The organism is Streptomyces atratus, assembly GCF_014648655.1.
Lineage (GTDB): Bacteria > Actinomycetota > Actinomycetes > Streptomycetales > Streptomycetaceae > Streptomyces > Streptomyces atratus.
Genome location: NZ_BMRN01000017.1, coordinates 15,579 through 33,210, shown reverse-complemented (window position 1 = coordinate 33,210; position 17,632 = coordinate 15,579). Strand labels below are relative to the sequence as shown.

9 protein-coding genes are annotated in these 17,632 nt (G+C 70.6%); 8 read left to right on the top strand and 1 reads right to left on the bottom strand.

Annotation, left to right across the window (positions count from 1 at the left end):
• Nucleotide 1: 1 nt before the first annotated feature.
• From IEZ15_RS25105 to IEZ15_RS25095, 3 genes are read left to right on the top strand one after another with little or no spacing between them, the layout of a single operon-like run.
• On the top strand, nucleotides 2-265 hold the full coding sequence (locus IEZ15_RS25105) for a phosphopantetheine-binding protein (protein ID WP_157986982.1): 264 nt from the start codon (nucleotides 2-4) through the stop codon (nucleotides 263-265).
• Complete coding sequence (locus tag IEZ15_RS25100) at nucleotides 262-6,576, top strand: non-ribosomal peptide synthetase (RefSeq protein ID WP_189279466.1); 6,315 nt, start codon at nucleotides 262-264, stop codon at nucleotides 6,574-6,576. The genes IEZ15_RS25105 and IEZ15_RS25100 overlap by 4 nt, the downstream gene beginning before the upstream one ends.
• 26 nt (nucleotides 6,577-6,602) lie before the next feature.
• Nucleotides 6,603-8,906 carry a penicillin acylase family protein gene (locus tag IEZ15_RS25095; RefSeq protein WP_189279465.1) on the top strand — a complete coding sequence of 768 codons (2,304 nt, stop codon included), beginning with the start codon at nucleotides 6,603-6,605 and terminating at the stop codon, nucleotides 8,904-8,906.
• Between the two features lie 13 nt (nucleotides 8,907-8,919).
• Here the strand turns inward: IEZ15_RS25095 and IEZ15_RS25090 are convergent, their stop codons facing one another.
• Nucleotides 8,920-9,705 (bottom strand): thioesterase II family protein, encoded by a 786-nt coding sequence (locus IEZ15_RS25090; RefSeq protein ID WP_189279464.1) that lies wholly within the window; start codon nucleotides 9,703-9,705, stop codon nucleotides 8,920-8,922.
• Between the two features lie 78 nt (nucleotides 9,706-9,783).
• Here IEZ15_RS25090 and IEZ15_RS25085 point away from each other — a divergent pair, with 78 nt between their 5' ends.
• The 5 genes from IEZ15_RS25085 (at nucleotide 9,784) to IEZ15_RS25065 (ending at nucleotide 17,622) form a co-directional block, all read left to right on the top strand.
• Entirely contained in the window at nucleotides 9,784-10,806 is a 1,023-nt protein-coding gene (locus tag IEZ15_RS25085) for an ornithine cyclodeaminase (RefSeq protein ID WP_189279463.1), read from the top strand.
• 592 nt (nucleotides 10,807-11,398) lie between these two features.
• The gene (locus IEZ15_RS25080) at nucleotides 11,399-13,078 is read left to right on the top strand and encodes a DUF885 domain-containing protein (RefSeq protein ID WP_229846100.1); all 1,680 of its coding nucleotides are present in this window, start codon (nucleotides 11,399-11,401) and stop codon (nucleotides 13,076-13,078) included.
• A gap of 266 nt (nucleotides 13,079-13,344) precedes the next feature.
• Nucleotides 13,345-13,977 carry a TOPRIM nucleotidyl transferase/hydrolase domain-containing protein gene (locus IEZ15_RS25075; protein WP_189279462.1) on the top strand — a complete coding sequence of 211 codons (633 nt, stop codon included), beginning with the start codon at nucleotides 13,345-13,347 and terminating at the stop codon, nucleotides 13,975-13,977.
• A 272-nt stretch (nucleotides 13,978-14,249) separates the two neighbouring features.
• Entirely contained in the window at nucleotides 14,250-16,301 is a 2,052-nt protein-coding gene (locus tag IEZ15_RS25070; RefSeq protein WP_189279461.1) for an amino acid adenylation domain-containing protein, read from the top strand.
• Between the two features lie 61 nt (nucleotides 16,302-16,362).
• Nucleotides 16,363-17,622 carry a cytochrome P450 gene (locus tag IEZ15_RS25065; RefSeq protein WP_189279460.1) on the top strand — a complete coding sequence of 420 codons (1,260 nt, stop codon included), beginning with the start codon at nucleotides 16,363-16,365 and terminating at the stop codon, nucleotides 17,620-17,622.
• The last annotated feature ends 10 nt before the right edge of the window (nucleotides 17,623-17,632 follow it).

Sequence of the window (17,632 nt, the reverse complement as noted above, 5' to 3'; positions counted from 1 at the left end):
GGTGTCGACTCAGGATCAGGTCGCCGCGGTCTGGCGTGAACTGCTGGAGGTGGACACGGTGGCCGTCGACGAGGACTTCTTCGAGCTGGGCGGCCACTCGATGCTCGCCGTGCAGGTGCTCTACCGGCTCACCGAGCTGACCGGCGTCGAGCTGGAGCTGGAGGACTTCTTCGAGTTGGGGACGGTCGCCGAGGTCGCCGCCGAACTGGATCGCCTCCGTGCCGGCCGGCCGGCCGCCGAGCCGGTCTTCGAGGGAGAGCTGTGACCGCGCAGGACCTGTTGCGACGCCTGGATGATCTCGGCGTGGCGCTCACTCTCGCCGACGACCGCATCCGCTACCGCGTCCGGGGCGACGCGCTGCCGCCCGAGCTGCTGGCGGAGATGAAGCGGCACCGCGACGAACTGGTCGACCTGGTCGGCCGGCGCGAGCGGCTGACGTGGCCCCCGGTGTCCGCGGGGGACACCGGGCCGCTGACCGCCCCGCAGCGGTCGCTGTGGGCCACCACGTACTTCGCCGAGGACGGCACGTACAACCTGTGCGGGGCGCTGCGACTGCGCGGCCCGCTCGACACCGACGCGTTCGTCACGGCGCTGCGGGACATCCACGAGCGGCACCCGTCGCTGCGCACCGTATTCCCGGTGACGGGCGGAGAGCCGCAGCAGCGAATCCTGCCGACGGTGGAGCCCCCGCTGACGGTGACCGAGGCAGCCGGTCTGGACGAGTGCGTGGCCGAGTGCGCCCGGCTCGCCGACCGGCCCCTGGCCCTGGACACGGCACCACCGGTGGCGATGCACCTGTTCCGGTTGGCGGCAGAGGATCACGTCTTCTTCTTCGTGCTCCATCACGTGATCGCCGACGGCCCGTCGTTCGGCCCGATGCTCGACGACCTGGCGAGCTGCTACGGAAGCCGGGTCGCGGGACAGGAGCCACCGGCTGCCGGCGCGACCGTCGACATGGTCGGCTACGCCCGCTGGGAGACCGAACGCCTCGCCCACGCCGACCTGTCCGCCACCCGCCGCTACTGGCGCGAACGGCTTGACGACGCGTCACTGGGCGCGCTCCCGCTGCCCCCGCCACTCGACGGCGCGGCCGCAGAGCGCGGCCACGCACATCACGTTGTCGTACCGGCCGACACCACCACCGCCCTGCGGCGGCTTGCCGAGAAGACCCGATCCGGCCTCTTCACCGTCGTCTCCACCGCGGTCGCGGTCGCACTGTCCCGCTACACCGGGCGCGACGACCTCGTGGTCGGCATGCCGACCTCCCGCCGCGATCGCGCCGGCCTCGAACGGGTCGTCGGCCTGCTGCTCGACATGGTGCCGGTACGGCTCGACGTCAGCAGCGCCCCGTTCGCCGACCTCGTCCGGCGGACCAGGACGGCCGTGCTGGGCGCCGTCCGCAACGCACCCGTACCGGCCGACGTCGCGGGCTCCGGCGTGCCGTTCAACGTCATTCTCACCGACCTCGGCGCCAAGCTGCCCGCGCCGGTGTTCCCCGGGCTGGCGATCGAGCATGTCGAAGTGGAGCAGGTCGGCGCCAAGTACAGCCTGAATTTCCTGGTCCGCGACAACGGCGACACCCTCACCGTGGACATCGAGGCCGACCGGGGTGCCGTGGCCGATGCGGACGTCGCCGCCATCGCCGCCACCGCCGTCTCCGTGCTGACGGCCGCCGTCGCCGACCCGGCCGTCCCGGTCACGGCGCTCGCCGTCGGTTCGTTCGGGACGGCCGCACCCGGTGCGGTCGCCGAGCCCGACCGAGTGCCGCGCGCCGACGAGTCGCTGACCGGGCGCCTCGCGGAGACGGCCCGCACACGCTCGGACGCGGTGGCCGTCACCGCACCGGACGGCGCTCTGTCCTACACGGACCTCCAGGCCCGGGTCGAGGAGACCGCGGGCGGGTTGCGCGCCCGCGGTGTCCAGGCCGGGGACGTCGTCGCCATCTCGTTGCCGCGCGGGCTGGATCTCGTCGTCGCCATCCTCGGCGTGATGGCCTCGGGCGGCGCGTGCCTCGTGCTCCACGAGTCCTGGCCCACGGCGCGCGTGAGCGACGTACTGACCGACTCGGGCGCCCGGCTCACCATCACCGAGGACGACACGGTGCCCAGGGAGCGCGCCACCCTCGCCGAGCTCGCCTCGGGCAGGGCGCCCCTCGTCCCCGTGCCCGCGCACGCCGCCGCCTACGTGATCTACACGTCCGGCTCCACCGGCCGGCCCAAAGGCGTGCGCGTCACGCATCACAACGTGCTCAGCCTGCTCGACGCGACCGCGGGTGGGTACGGCCTCGGCCCGGACGACGTGTGGACCCTCTTCCACGCCTGCTCGTTCGACGTGTCCATGTACGAGATGTTCGGCTGCCTGCTGCACGGCGGGCGGCTCGTCGTGGTCCCGCAGCTGACCACCTGGGAGCCGGAGGAGTTCGCCGAGCTGTGTGCCCGCGAGCGGGTGACCGTGCTCAGCCAGACGCCGTCCGCGCTGACCGTGATGCTCCCCGCGCTCGCCGCGCGGCCCGACTCCACCGAGCACATCCGGTATGTGCTGTTCGCGGGCGAGGCACTGGACCGGCGGTTGGTCGAGCGCTGGTACGAGGCGGTCGGGGACCGGACCCAGCTCGTGAACATGTACGGGATCACCGAGACGACGGTGCACGCGTCGTGGCGGTGGCTGCGCCCCGACGACGCACGGACCGCCGAGTCGGACATCGGGACGCCGCTGCCCGGCACCGCGCTGCATGTGCTGCACGACGACGGCACTCCGGTCGCCGACCGGTGCGTCGGTGAGATCTACGTCGGCGGCCCGCAGGTGAGCGACGGCTACCTCGGCCGGCCCCGGGAGACCGCACTGCGGTTCCTGCCGGACCCCTTCAGCCACGTACCGGGTGCCCGCATGTACCGCTCCGGCGATCTCGCGCGGCGCAACGGCACCACGCTGGCCTACCTCGGCCGTCGCGACCGGCAGGTGCAGGTCAACGGCTTCCGGGTGGAGCTGGCCGAGATCGAGCGGGCCCTGTCCACCCAGCCCGGCGTCGCCGCGGCCGGAGCGGCCGTCACCACGGACGACAGCGGCGCGCACCTCGTGGCCGTCGTCGTCCCGGCCACCGATGCCACGCCCGAGCCGGCGGAGCTGCTGGCGGCGGTGCGCTCGACGCTGCCCCGCTACATGGTGCCGCGCACGGTCGTGGCGGTGGACGCACTTCCCCTGACCACGAACGGAAAGCTCGACCGCGCGGCCGTGGTCGCAGCCGCGGCCACAGCGACCGCGACGGTGTCCGAAGGTGGTGCCGTCCCGACCGGCGTGCGTGAGGCCGTGCTGCTGGACGTGTTCCGTGAAGTACTCGCCGACCCCGTCGTCACCACCACCACCGACTTCTTCGACGGCGGCGGCGACTCCATGCGCGCCATCCGCCTGGTGGGCCTCGCGAAGGACCGGGGCCTGGGCCTGACCGTGCAGGACGTCTACGCTGCGCGGACGGTCACCGCACTCGCGCTGCGGGCCGACGAGGCCGGTGGAACCGCCGTCGGCCACGAACCGTTCACGTTGCTGCCGACGGAAAGCACCTTCCCGCCGGATGTCGTCGACGCGTTCCCGATGACCGCCCTGCAGTCCGGGATGATCTACCACCAGGAGATGGCGCCCGGCGCCCGCATCTACCACATCATGCTGAGCTACCGGGTGCGTGGCGTGATGGATCCGGCCGCGTTCCGCGCGGCCGCGCAGGCCGTCACCGACGCGCATCCCGTGCTGCGCACCAGCTTCGACCTCGCCAACGAGCTGGGCCCGGTGCAGCGGGTGCATACCGGCATCACCGTGCCGATCGAGTTCGAGGACCTCACCCGGCTCGGCGCCGACGAGCAGCAGGAGCGGATCCGGCAGGTCGTGGCGCGCGAGACCGCCACGGACTTCGACCTGTCCGCGCCGCCGCTGTTCCGGCTCGTCGTGCTCACGACGTCCGCGGCGGACTACCAGCTGATCTTCACTCACCACCACGCCATCCTCGACGGCTGGTCGGTGAACATCTTCTTCGAGGATCTGCAGGCCCAGTACCGCGCGCTGCTCGCCGCGGGCACGGCGCCGCCACTGCCGCGCCCGCGCACCACGTTCGGCGACTACGTGGCGCTGGAACAGCACGCCGCGGCCGACGAGGGGCACCGGGAGTTCTGGACGGCACGTACGGCCGCGCAGGCTCGGCTGATCGCCCCCGAGCGGTCGGGTGCGCCCGTGATGCGCCAGTTCCATGCGGACTTCACGGGACAGCTCGACGCCCTGCGTGCCACCGCCGCACGGCTTGGCGTGCCGGTGAAGGCGCTGCTGTGCGCGTCGCATCTGCGGGTCGTGTCGTGGCTGACCGGCGCCGACGACGTGGCCAGCAGCTCGGTGGTCGCCTGTCGGCCGGAGACCCAGGACTCCGACCGCGTTCTCGGCCTGTTCCTCAACCAGCTGCCCCTGCGGGTCGCGCTGGCCGGTCAGACGTGGGCGGAGCTGGCGGTGCGCGCGCACGAGGAGGAACAGGCGATGATGCGGCACCGCTGGTACCCGAACGCCGCGATCCAGGCCGCGTACGGTGCGGTGCCGATGTTCGACTCCAGCTTCAACTTCACCGACTACCACAACACCCGCCGGATGGTCCGCGACGGCAGCCTGGAGCTGCTCGACGTGGACGAGCTCGAGTCCACCCACTACGCCTACAGCTCGGCCTTCACCGTCGACGTCCGCGCTCACGAGCTGCGGTTGTTGATGGAGTACGACGCTTCGGCGCTGCCGGAGACCACGCTGGTGCTGGCAGCGGAGGTCCACCGCAGGGCGCTCGCCGCGATCGTCGCCGCCCCCGAGCGCCCCTTCCGCGACACCCCGCTGCCCGGCATTGCCGACCTGGCCCGGCTGATGGGGTCCGGTCGGCCACCGGCTCCGGCGGCCGCTGCGGTCGCAGCGGCTCCGGCGGCCGTTCCGGACGCCGTGGCTCCGGTCGCCCCGGCTCCGGCGCCGTCGGGCTCACCGCTGGAGACGAGTGTCCGCGAGGTGTGGACCGAGGTCCTGGGCATCACGGACATCGACGCGACAACGTCGTTCTTCGACGCGGGCGGTGACTCGCTCACCGCCATGCAGGTGGTAAGCCGGCTCCGCGCCCGCCACGGCACCCTGTCGATGCGGGCCTTCATGGCGGCGCCCACGATCGCGGGCCTGGCGAACGCCCTCGACGGCGCCGCCGCGCCGGCGCCGTCGGCCGTGGTCCCGACCCCGCCCGAGACGGTGACCCGCCATCCGCTCTCCCTCGCACAACGCCAGATGTGGGAGATCGCCAACCAGCTTCCCGGCGTCGGGTTGTTCGGCATGGCGGGCGCGCTGCGCGCCGACGGCCCGCTCGACCGCGCCCTCCTCGAGCGGACCTTCGCCGAGCTTGCTACTCGGCACGAGGCGCTGCGCACCCGGATCGAGGACACCGGCGACGGCCCTGTCCAGGTGGTCGAACCACACGTCACGATCACCGTCGACGTCGAGGACCTCACCGCCGACGAGCACCCGGCCCGCCGCTGCGAGAAGCTCATGGCCGCCGCCGCGCGGGAGCCGCTGCCGCTCGACCAGGCGCCACTCATGCGCGTCGTCGTGCACCGGCTCGCCGTCGACCGGCATGTGATCTACCTGAACATCCACCACATCGTGTGCGACGGATGGTCGCTCACGCTACTGCTGTCCGACGCCGCCCGGATCTACCGTGAGCTGGCCGCCGACGGCGCACCCGCGCCCCGGCAGGTCCCACGCGGCAGCGGCCGGCTCGCTAAGGACCGGGCCGACTGGCTCGCCACCGGGGAGGCGGCGCGGCAGCGGGAGTTCTGGCTCGACCGGCTCACCCCGCCGTGGCCCGCACTCGCCGACGAGCCCGACAGCCGCTTCGCCGAGCTGGGCACGGCGTCGTTCGTGCAGCGCCTGCGGTCGGCGTCGACCAGGGCGACGCTCCCGGCCGACGACATGCGCACAGTCCGTGCGGCTGCGCGCAAGCACGGCATGACCGACTTCATGCTCGTGCTGGGCGCGTACGCGGCGACGCTGCGCGCGTGGAGCGGCCAGGACGACATCCGCGTCGCCACCATGCTCGCCAACCGCGTCGAGCCGGGTCTGGACGAGGTCGTGGGGCTCGTCGCCAACACAGTCGTGCTGCGCATGCAGTTGGACGACGCCGATCCGGTCGCGGTCAGCCGGCAGGCCCGCGAGGTCTGCGTCGCCGCGCTCGACAACCAGGAGTTGCCGTTCGAGGAGGTCCTCGCCGAGATCCGCGAGCGGCACCCGGACGCGGGCCCGGTGTTCGAGGCGATGCTCGTCGCACAGGAGGAGACCGCCGCCGTCACACCCGAGGACGGCCTCGTCTTCGCGCCGTACCAGTCCGAACGCGACGTGCTCGGCGCCCGGGTCGTGGCCACCGCGTCCGACTTCGTCGTCGGGATCGCGCCCGTCGGCGGTGAGCTGCTGTTCGAGCTGCGCTACAAGCCTGCGACCACGTCGAAGGAGCTGGCCACCGAACTGCTCACCGCGATCACGACCGCCGTACGGGCCACCGCGGCAGCCCTCCTGGAGACCTCGTGACGGCTTGCCCGGCTCACCGTCCACGCATGCGCCGCCTGTGGCTGCTGCCCACGGCGCGGGTGGTGGGCGCCGCGAGCGTGGCCACCGTGGTACTCGCGGGTGGTCTGCTCGCGTGGCCGTGGGTGTCGGCGGCCGTGGTCGCCGCGGGTGCGGCCGGAATCGCCGGCTACGTGCACCGCAACCGTGGCCGGGTCGCGGTCGAGCTACGGATGCTGCGCGCCCTCAAGGACTCGGCGCCACGCTGTCCCGATGATGTCGAGGTGCCCACGCTGACCGCACCGGTGCGGGTCGGGAGCGGTGACGACGGCGTCACCCGGATCACCGCGCAGACCTACCACGACGCGGTCTGCGCGCTCGGCCACGCGATGGGCCGTGACCGCGGCTTCCAACTGGACCTCATGCGCCGCACCGGAAGCGGCCGACTCGCGGAGGTGTGGGGCCGCGCCGCCGTGGCGTCGGACACGGAGTACCGTCGGCTCGGGCTCGCCGAGGCCGCCCGTACCGCGACCGAGCAGCTTGCCGAGCCGGAGCGCGAGCTGTTGACCGCGTTCGCCGACGGAGTCAACGCCGCCTTCGCGCAAGCGACTCCGTTCGAGTGCCGGTTCCTGTCCTACCGACCGCAGCCGTGGCGGGTGGAGGACAGCGTGCTCACCTCGCTCCTGCTGTTCCACTCGCTGTCCTGGAACGAGCAGGCCAAGCGGGCGGAGGCGGTCGTGCGCCGTGCTCTGCCCGCATCCGTCGCCGACTTCTTCCTGCCCGGCGACGCGACTTCGGCCCGGCCCGCCGACCTGGCCCGCCATCGTGGCGAGGCGGGCGCGGCCGACCTCATCGCTCTCGACCGCGCCGTCGCCGGCTCCAACTGCTGGATCGCCAAAGGGGACGAGCCGCTGCTCGCCTGCGACCTTCACCTGGCGCTCGGCCTGCCCAACGTCCTCTACGAGGTCGACCTCGCCTGGCCCGGCACTCGATTGCGCGGTCTCGCCAGCCCCGGTCTGCCGGTCGTGCTCACCGGCACCAACGGGCGGATCGCCTGGGGCGTCACAAACCTCACTGCCGACGTGCTCGACCTCGTTCCCGCCGGCCAGGACGGCCTGCACACCAGGACGGAACGTATCCGCGTCCGCGGCGGGCAACCGGTCACCGTGGACATCACCACCGACGGCACGATGCCTGTGTCGGAAAGCCCGCTGTGCGGCGAGAAGGTCGCCATCCGCTGGACGGGCCACGACCCCCGTGCCGCCGACCTCCGGTTCCACCGCCTCGCCCACGCCAGGAACCTCGATGAGGCCGTCGCGGTCCTCGACGACGCACACGGCGTCGCCCTCAACGTCCTCGTCACGGACCGGAAGCGGATGGCGCACCTGGCGACGGGTCTGCTGCCCCGTCGTCCGGCCGGCACCTCGCGCACCGAACCGGCCGACGGCCACCTCACCGGCCCGGAACGCCCGCGGGTCGTGGACCCCGCCGACGGGATCCTCGTCTCCGCCAACGAAGCCGCCCTGCCCGAGGACGAGTTCCGAATCGGCCTCGACCTCGACCCCGGCCATCGAGCCCGCCGTATCCGTACCGTCCTCAGTGCGGCCGAACGGCACGACGCGGCCGGCATGCACGCACTCCAGCACGACGTCACCGCCGAGCTGTACCTGCCCTACCGGGACCTCGCGATCGCCGCGCTCCGGCCCACGGACCCCGTCCGATCCCTGCTCAGGGAGTGGGACGGCACGGCCGCGACCGACTCCCGCGCCTTCGGCGTCCTCGTGCGACTGCGCGAAGCCCTCGCCCAGCGCGTCCTCGCCCCGTATCTCGCCGTCTGCCGCGAGCACGAACCCGCGTTCCGCTTCCCGTTCCGTGACCTCGACCGACCGCTGCTCGCGATCCTGCACGCCCGTGACTGTGCGCTGCTGCCCGCCGGGACCACCGACGTCGACGGCTTCGTCGCGGATTGCGTCAGGGCGGTGGTGCGCGAACGCCCGGCGAAATGGGGTCGCTTGAACCGGGTCGGCCTCGGACACCCCTTCGCCGCGCTCGCGCCGTGGGCGAACGCCGTGCTCGGCCTCCGCCCACGCCCGCAGGCCGGGATGCTGCACAGCGTCCGCACCGCCGTCCCGGGGTTCGGCGCGGCCGGGCGGGTCGTGGTCACGGCAGGTGACCTCGTCACCGCCGAACTGCCCGCCGGCCAGTCCGGGCACCCGCTGAGCCCGCACTACGCGGACCGCCACGCCCGCTGGGCGAGCCTGCCCTCATCCTCCCGACCACGGGCACGCCGTACCGGCTGCGACCACGAACTCCGCCCCCACCTGACTACTTTGCGGGAAGTCGATCCCAACTAGCCGCTGTGCCTGTTCAGCTGATCGACTCGCCCTGTTCCGCCGGGACTTCGGCTGCTTCGCCGAAGTCCCGGCGGAACTCGGCGAGCAGTGCCTCCGGCGCGGAGAGGAACTCGAAGTGTCCGCCGCTCAGTTCGACGAAGCGGCAGTCGGCCGAGGTGTTCTGCCAGCCGCCCATGAGCTTCATGGGGATCTCGGGGTCCTCGCTCCATCCGATCGCGGTGACACCCGCGGGAATGGTGATGTGTCCTGGCGAGTAGCGCTTGTTGGCCTCGATGTCGTTGACGAGTACCTCGAGCCCCGTCTCGATGAGCGGCCCGCTCGGCTCGCCACCAAGATTGGTGATGATATGTTCCAGCTCGGTGCGCAGCCCGTACCTGTCCAGTTCAAGGAGCCGCCCATACGGTCCGTCGTGCGGCGCCACCTGCGCCGAGACGAAAACCCTTGAGGGCAACGGAAGTCCGGCCGCAGCGAGTTGCCGGGTCACCTCGACACCCGGGAGCGCTCCACCGCAGTGCCCGAAGAATGCGAACGGCCTGTCCAAGTACGGCCGCAGGTACTCGACGAGCCCCTGCGCCATGTTCTCGTAGGTCCCGTAGTGCGGGTCGGCGATCCGGTTCTGCCGCGCGGGCGGCTGGATCAGGCAGACGTCGATCGCGCCGATGCGGCGCGGCCACGCCTGGTACATCGAGGCGCCGCAGCCCGAATAGGGGAACAGGAACAGGCGGGCCGGTGCGTTTGGATCCGGGCGGCGCAGGAGCCAACGCGGCGGCCGCTTGGGACGGGGCTGCGGATCGGTCATGCGGACGACCGTAAGCGAAGTCGACTGAGCACTTCAAGGTCGCAATCTCCTTGTTCCGTACCGAGAAAGGATGTATTCATGCAGGACTTGTCCACGCCTCTGCGGTACCTCGACGGTGCCACCGTCGCGTCGTTGTGTGCGCGGATCGACCCGCTCGAAGTGGTCACCGAGGCGTTCCTGGGTGTTCGTGCGGGCCGGTCCGCAGTGGCGCCCGAGACGGCGTTGCGCTGGACCGCCCCGGACGGAACCGCGGCCCGCAGCCTCATCCTGCCCGCCCGGCACGAGGGCACGTACGGATGCAAGATCATCAACGCCTGCCTCGGCAACCTGGACCGCGGCCTGCCCCGTGCCGCCGGCCTGATCCTGTTGTACGACCGGGAAACCGCCGCACCGGTGTGCATCATGGAGGGAGCGCACATCAGCGCCCTGCGCACCGCGGCGGTCTCCTTGGCAGCGTTGCGCGCGGTCCGCCCGCTGTCCACGGTTGACCGGATGGCCCTGCTGGGGTGCGGTCGTCAGGCGCGTACGCACCTGGACCTGTTGGCGGCCCGGGGTGCGGTGAAGTCGGTGATCGCCTACGACCTGTCGCCTTCCCGGGCAGCGGCCTTCGCCGAGGAGCTGCGTGAATCGCTGCCGGAGATCGAGGTCGAGACCGTCGCCGAACCAGAGCTGGCGGTCCGGTCGGCCCCGGTCACTCTGGCCACCACGACGACCACGACCTCCTACGTCCCGCTGGCCTGGCTGCCGGGGGGCTCCGTCTTCCTCAACGTGTCACTGGACGACGCCGCCGAAGACGTACTCCTGGGCGCCGAGCACCTGTTCGTCGACGACTGGCACCTGGTCAGCGAGGACGACACCCGACTCCTGGGCCGCCTGGCCCAAGCAGGCCGCGCCACGGCCCCGGGCACCACGGCCCCGGGCGCCCGTCAGGTGGACGCGGACCTTGCCACGCTCCTGTCCGGCACCTATTCCCGCACGATCACCGCCACCGACCGGACGGTCATCAACCCGTTCGGCATGGGCGTCCATGACGTGGCGCTCGCAACCCGCGTCTACGCCACCGCCCGCGACGCGGACACCGGCGTGCTCCTGCCTCGCTGACCACTGCCGCCACCGCACGGCAAGGGCGTCCGGCCCGGACTGATCCGCGCCCGCTGTCGGCGGGTGCGGATCACGGTGCCCGTGGGCGCCCCGAACGAGTGGGCCGGCACCAGTGGTTGGCAGCTCGGCGGCAGTCGCCTCGCACCACGGTCGTCATGTGACACACCATCACTGTGGGCCACATGAGGTGGACTTCGCGCCGTCGATGTCCCTGTCGCCCGAGTGAATCGCGGTGCACCGAAACCGGTGAGGACGTCTCTTCCGCACCGAACAATCGGCTAATTCCGCAGAAACGCAAGGAAGTTCGGCCCGTCGAGGTGGCGTGTGGCGGGTCGAGGCCAGCGGCAAGCGGATGGTCGATGGCCGCGGCGACGCGGCCACGTCAGCGTCCACGTGATGATTGACGAGGCCATGTCCTCTACGCCATGATCCGTTCGTCGGCAGTTGAGTGCACAGCGTTCCATCTGCCGCAGCCAGGGGGCCCGCCGCAAGGTCCGGGGTGTGACGCCGTGGCCCGAACGGAGCCAGTGACTGATTGACGCATGGTGAGGTGGGGACCATTCGCGACGACATACCAGCCGGATTCCGCGTGGTGCGTGATGTGGCTGACGCCTACGTCGAAGGGCTCGCCCGCCTGGACCCGGATACAGCCACCTACTTGGGTGTACCGGTGGGGCAGGACGAGATGCCCGACTTGTCGCCGGAAGGTCGCGCCGCGCTGGACGACCTGTCCCGCGCGACCCTCCTCGACCTCGACCGAGCCGAGCGGACCACAGGTCCCTTGAGCAACGTGGAACGTCGATGCGGGAGGCTGCTGCGCGAGCGTCTCGAGGCGGACCTGGCCATCAGCACCGACGACGAGTACCTGCGTGAGATCGTCAACGTCTACGGCCTGCAGCAACGCGTCCAGGACATCTTCCAGATGATGTCGACGGACACCGCGGACGACTGGGCCTCGGTCGCGAAGCGGATGAGCCGCGTGCCCGAGACGCTCGGCGGCCACCGGGAAGCCCTGACGAGGGCGCTGGAGAAGGACTGTTTCGTCGCGGCGCCGACACAGGTCCGCGTCGTCGCCGACCAGCTCGACGCATGGGCCCGCGACAGCGGCGGTCGGGGCTGGTACGCAGGCTTCTGCGCGAACGCCGACGTGCCGCCGCCGCTGCGGTCCCAACTGGACAAGTCGGCGAGCGTGGCCGGCGCCGCAGTGGCTGAGTTGCGGGACTGGCTGCGCGGTGACTATCTCCCCAAGGTCCAGGCCAGGCCCGACGGCGTGGGCGCCGACCGGTACCGCACCTGGGCCCGGTTCTGGACGGGCGCCGAACTCGATCTGCGAGAGACCTACGCGTGGGGCTGGGGGGAGTACCGCAGGATCCGGACCGAGATGCGTACCGAGGCGGAGCGCGTGCGGCCCGGGGCCACGGTGCGCGAGGCGATGCGCCACCTCGACCAACACGGCGAGACGGTCGAGGGGGTGGAAGAGATCCGGATGCGGCTGCAGGGGTGGATGGACGAAGCGCTCGACGACCTCGACGGGAAGTACTTCGAGCTGGCGCCGCCGGTGCGGGTGGTGGAGGCCGCGATCGCGCCGGCGGGCAGTGGCGCAGCGGCGTACTACACCCCGCCGAGCGTGGACTTCTCGCGCCCCGGCCGGACGTGGCTGCCGACCCAGGGACGCACGCGGTTCCCGCTGTGGAGCCTGCGCAGCGTCTGGTACCACGAGGGCGTGCCCGGCCACCACCTGCAACTTGCCCAGTGGCGGCACCTCGCCGACCAGTTGTCGACGTACCAGACCACCCTCGGCGGCATCGACGCCTGCACCGAGGGCTGGGCCATGTACGCGGAGCGGCTGATGGACGAGCTCGGCTACCTGCCCACCCCCGGCGATCGCCTCGGCTTTCTCGACTGGCAGATGCTGCGCGCCATCCGGGTCCTCATCGACATCGGCATGCACCTGGCGCTCGACATCCCGGAGGACGCCCCCGTCGGCGCGGGCCAGGCATGGACTCCCGAGCTGGCAAAGGAGTTCCTTGCCATCCACAGTGGACAGACGGCCGAGTTCGTGGACAGCGAGATCGGGCGATACCTCGGACTGCCCGGGCAGGCGATCTCCTACAAGCTCGGTGAGCGGGCCTGGTTGGACGGCCGGGCCGCGGCCAGGGCGGCGCACGCGGCTCGCGGTGAGGAGCTGGACATGAAGTCCTGGCACACGGCCGCGTTGTCGCTCGGCCCACTCGGACTCGACGATCTCCAGGACGAACTGGCCGGTCTATGAAAGTGTTTGGTCGTGCGTCGGCCCGTGCCGAGCAGATCAACAATCCACGGCGTTGCCGGGACAGGAAGGAACCATTCGTGCGCACGGAGGCGACTGAGGCGGAAGAAAGGGTGCTGTGGTGACAGGTTCCCGTTTCACGACCTCGGCTGTCCGCGGGGCGTACGATCACGCGGGATCGGCGGGTAGCCGCGGCTCGTTGAGTGAGCCTGCCTACTTGGCGACCGCTCGGAACGTCGAATCGTCGCTTTCCACAGCGAAGGAGTTCCATGGCTGACATGACGTCGTTCCGTGAGGCGGTCACGGCGTGGGCGGCCGGTGGCCCCGGCGGCGATCTGGCGCGCGGGTTGGCGTCCGAGCTGGCCGAACAGTTGCCCGTCCGGACAGCCGTCCTGCTCGAAGGGCCGAGCGACGTGAACGCGGTCAACGCGCTGGCCGCGAGCCACGGCCGGGACCTGGCGGCCGAGGGAGTCTGCGTCCTGGCCATGGGCGGTGCGATGAGCGTCGGCCGTTTCGCCCAGTTCTTCGGACCACCCGGCTTGGGCCTGCGTCTGACGGGACTGTGCGATGAGCGGGAGCGTGACTACTATGTCCGCGGCTGGGAGCGGGCCGGTGCTGACCAGCAGGACTTCTTCGTCTGCGCGGTGGACCTGGAGGACGAGCTCATCCGCGCCCTTGGCGTGGATCTGGTGAAGGAGCTCATCCGGGTGGAGGGCGACCTGCGCCCGCTGGAGACCTTCCTGCGCCAGCCCGCACAGCGGAACCGCACCGCACAGCAGCAGCTGCGGCGCTTTTTCGGCACGAAGAAGGGACGCAAGATCCACTACGGCCGTGTCCTCGTCGAGGCCCTCACTCCCGACCGCGTACCTCCGCCACTTTCCGGCCTGTTCGCCATCCTCTGAGCGCCGGGCGACGCCAATCCCGGTTCGGAGATCCGTTTCGACACGCGGGGCAACGACGACGACTTCTACCTCATTCACGTACTGACCGGGCAAGACATTCCAGTTGGCCATGCACAGTGGCTCGTGGTGTTCACCAAGAGCGACCTGGAGCGCCGGCAAATCTGTCGCAGGCCCGACGCGGGACCGCCGGTCAGCGCCTACGACCTCTCCTCAAGGCCCCAACTGAGGCAGGGGGCACGCAGTGGCCCGCAGAGACTTTCAGAGGACGGACAATGAGCAACCTTTTGGAAGATCAGGACGGCACGTACCGCGTCGTCGTCAACGCCGAGAACCAGCACGCGCTGTGGCCCGAGTTCGCCGACGTGCCGGCCGGGTGGGACACTGCGTTCGGCCCCGCAGGACGGGCCGAGTGCCTCGACTACGTTGAAGTCAACTGGTCGACCATGACTCCGACTTCGCTGGCAGCGCAGCTGGACCAGGCCGACCGGGGGCGAGCGACGAAGGACAACGCGACCACCCGGCTGAACGACACGATCACCGAACAGTTCGCGGAACAGGTCCGCCGCCGCGCTGACGCGACGGCCCTGCGGTTCCGCGGCGAAGGCCTGACGTACGCCGAACTCGACGAGCGCGCGGACCGGTTGGCGCGCCGACTGCGTGGCCTCGGCGTGGGCGAGGAGAGTGTCGTCGGCGTCTGCTTCGAGCGCTCCTTCGAGATGGTGATCGCGCTGGTCGCCATCCTGAAGGCCGGCGGTGCCTATCTGCCGGTGCATCCGACCGAGCCGCAGGAGCGTTTCTGCTACATGCTGGGCCGGGCCGACGCGCAGGTGCTGCTCACCCACGGGCCGCTGATCGACCGGATACCCGAGGTCGACGCCACCGTGGTGAACGTCGACGACCCTGCGGAACCGACGCCGATCGACGCCGACCTGCCCGCACCGCGTGCCGCGGCCGACAGCCTGGCGTACGTGTGCTACACCTCCGGCTCGACCGGACAGCCCAAGGGCGTCAGTGTGACGCACCAGGGCGTGTGCCGACTCGTCCGGGACGGCGACTACGCCGACTTCGGTCCCGACGAGACATTCCTGCAGCTGTGCGCCCTCACCTTCGACCCGGCGACCTTCGAGATCTGGGGAGCGTTGCTCAACGGCGGCCGCCTGGTCATCCACGAGCCCGGAACGCTGTCCCTGCCCGACCTCGCGGAGTGCATCAAGCGTGAGGGGGTGACCACCCTCTGGCTCACCACCGGCCTCTTCCACCGCATGGTCGATGGCCACCTCGACGACCTCGTCGGACTGCGGCAGCTCCTCGCCGGCGGGGACGTTCTGTCGCCCGCTCACATCAACAGGGTCCGGCAGGCCCACCCGCACGTGCGACTCGTCAACGGGTACGGGCCCACGGAGAACACCTGCTTCACGACCTGCCACAACGTGCAGGAACCGGTCGGGGAAACCGTCCCGATCGGTCGGGCGATCACAGGCACACGCGTCTATGTCCTCGACGAGAAGCTGCGGCCCGTCCCCGACGGCGAGTGGGGCCAGTTGTACACGGCCGGTGAGGGGCTCGCCCGCGGCTATCTGGGAGATGCCCGGAAGACGGCACAGCAGTTCCTTCCCGACCTGAGCCGGTGCGGGGAGCGTATGTACAGCGTCGGAGACGTGGTGCGCGTGGGTGCCGACGGCGCCCTGGAATTCCGCGGGCGCTCCGATGACCAAGTCAAGGTGGGCGGTTACCGGGTGGAACTCGGTGAGATCGTCGCCGCGTTGGCCGGTCAGCCGGGCGTCAAGGAAGCGGTGGTGATCATCCGTCAGGACGGCCCAGGGGGTGAGAAGGCTCTTGTCGCGTACGTCGTACCGGAAGGGGATGACGAGACCCTGGTGCCCGACCTGCGCGTCGCCCTGCGAGAGCGGCTCCCGCGGCACATGAACCCCGCCGCGATCGTGGTTATGGGTCGCTTCCCCCTCACCCGCAACGGCAAGATCGACCGGGCCGCCCTGCCCGCGCCGGACCTGGTCCCTCGGGAGGTGGACTCCGAGTACGAGGCGCCTCGCACCCCCGTCGAGGGCCTGCTGGCCGACCTGGTCGCCGACGCGCTCGGTGTCGAGCAGGTCGGCGTGCACGACGACTTTTTCGAACTGGGTGGCAACTCGCTGATCGCCACCGACCTGCTCAGCCAGATCCGCAAGGCTCTGGCGGTCGACGTGCCGGCGACCCGGCTGTTTTTTGAGAATCCCACGGTGGCCGGGCTCGCAGAGCTCGTCGAGACGACCACGGCGGCAGCGCCTGCCGAAAACGCGGCGGAGAACGAGCAGGCGGCCACGTGAGCGCCGTCCCCGCCTCCCGTATGCCATGGCACCGCGAACCCGATTCAGAAAGGGATGACCGATGAAACTGACGCGGCCGGCCGAACAGGAGCCCGTCGACCTGGAGAAGGTCGACCTCGTCGACCCCGCCGTGCACGGCGAGGGCGATCCGCACGCCATCTGGCACGCCATGCGCGAACGGGAGCCGGTGCACTGGCAGCAGGTCGACGAGCGTCTCGGCTACTGGTCGGCAACCACGTACGACGACGTGGCGAGGGTGCTGAAGGACCATCGCGTCTTCACTTCCGAGCATGGGACCCTGCTGAACCTTCTCGGCAAGAAGGATCCCGCAAGTCGCAAACAGCTCCCGGCGACGGACCCGCCTCGGCACACGAAGATGCGCTCCCCGGTGCAGCGTGCGCTCAACAGCAAGGTTCTGGAGAGGCACCGCCCGCAGATCCACGATGAGGTGAAGCGCCTGCTCGACGGCGTGCCGGACGGCGAGGCTTTCGACTTCGCCGAGGTCGTCGGGGCGCTGCCGATGGCAGTCACCGGAACTCTGATGGGCCTCGACCGTGACGACTGGCCGCAGCTGACCTATCTGACGAGCCAGGCAATCGCCCCGGACGACCCGGAATTCATCATGCCGGAGGGCGGTGAGGCGACCCTCCAGCGTGCACATCGTGAACTCTTCGCCGCCTTCGAGCAGTCAATGAGCCGACGCAAGGGTGAGGGGAACGGCGATCTGATCGACGTCCTGCGCACCATGGAGATGGACGACGGCCGCAAGCTGCGTCCGAGTGAGATCGTCTCCAATTGCTACAGCCTGCTCCTCGGTGCGAATGTCACGACACCGCACGTTCCGAATGCGGCCATGGGGGAGCTGGCGAAGGACGACAAGTACGCCGACTGGGCGGCTCACCCCGAGCTCTTCGAGAGCGGCATCAACGAGGCGCTGCGGTGGTCTTCTCCAGCCAGCCACTTCCTTCGCTACGCCAAGACAGACGTCGAACTGAGCGGTGTGACCATCCGCCAGGGTGAGCCCGTGGCTGCCTGGATCGGCTCGGCGAACCGTGACAGCAGTGTGTTTCCCGATCCCTACGAGTTCGATATCCGGCGTGATCCCCGCAATCACCTGGCGTTCGGCGTCGGACCGCACTACTGCGTCGGCCACGCGGTCGCCAGGATCGCGCTTCACGAGCTGTTCCAGGAACTCCTCGATCAGTTCTCCGGTTTCGAGCCGACGGGCGAGCCGCAGCACCTGCACTCGAACTTCATCGCCGGCATGAAGCATCTGCCGCTCGTCGCCACCAGACGCACCGAGGGGCGAGCACGAGTATGACCGTGGAGGT

What these genes read in the sequence shown, in the direction of transcription:
- IEZ15_RS25095 (WP_189279465.1), top strand. Translation starts at nt 6,603, where the DNA reads ATGCGCCGCCTGTGGCTGCTGCCCACGGCGCGGGTGGTGGGCGCCGCG.
- IEZ15_RS25090 (WP_189279464.1), bottom strand. Translation starts at nt 9,705, where the DNA reads ATGACCGATCCGCAGCCCCGTCCCAAGCGGCCGCCGCGTTGGCTCCTG.
- IEZ15_RS25085 (WP_189279463.1), top strand. Translation starts at nt 9,784, where the DNA reads ATGCAGGACTTGTCCACGCCTCTGCGGTACCTCGACGGTGCCACCGTC.
- IEZ15_RS25075 (WP_189279462.1), top strand. Translation starts at nt 13,345, where the DNA reads ATGGCTGACATGACGTCGTTCCGTGAGGCGGTCACGGCGTGGGCGGCC.
- IEZ15_RS25070 (WP_189279461.1), top strand. Translation starts at nt 14,250, where the DNA reads ATGAGCAACCTTTTGGAAGATCAGGACGGCACGTACCGCGTCGTCGTC.
- IEZ15_RS25065 (WP_189279460.1), top strand. Translation starts at nt 16,363, where the DNA reads ATGAAACTGACGCGGCCGGCCGAACAGGAGCCCGTCGACCTGGAGAAG.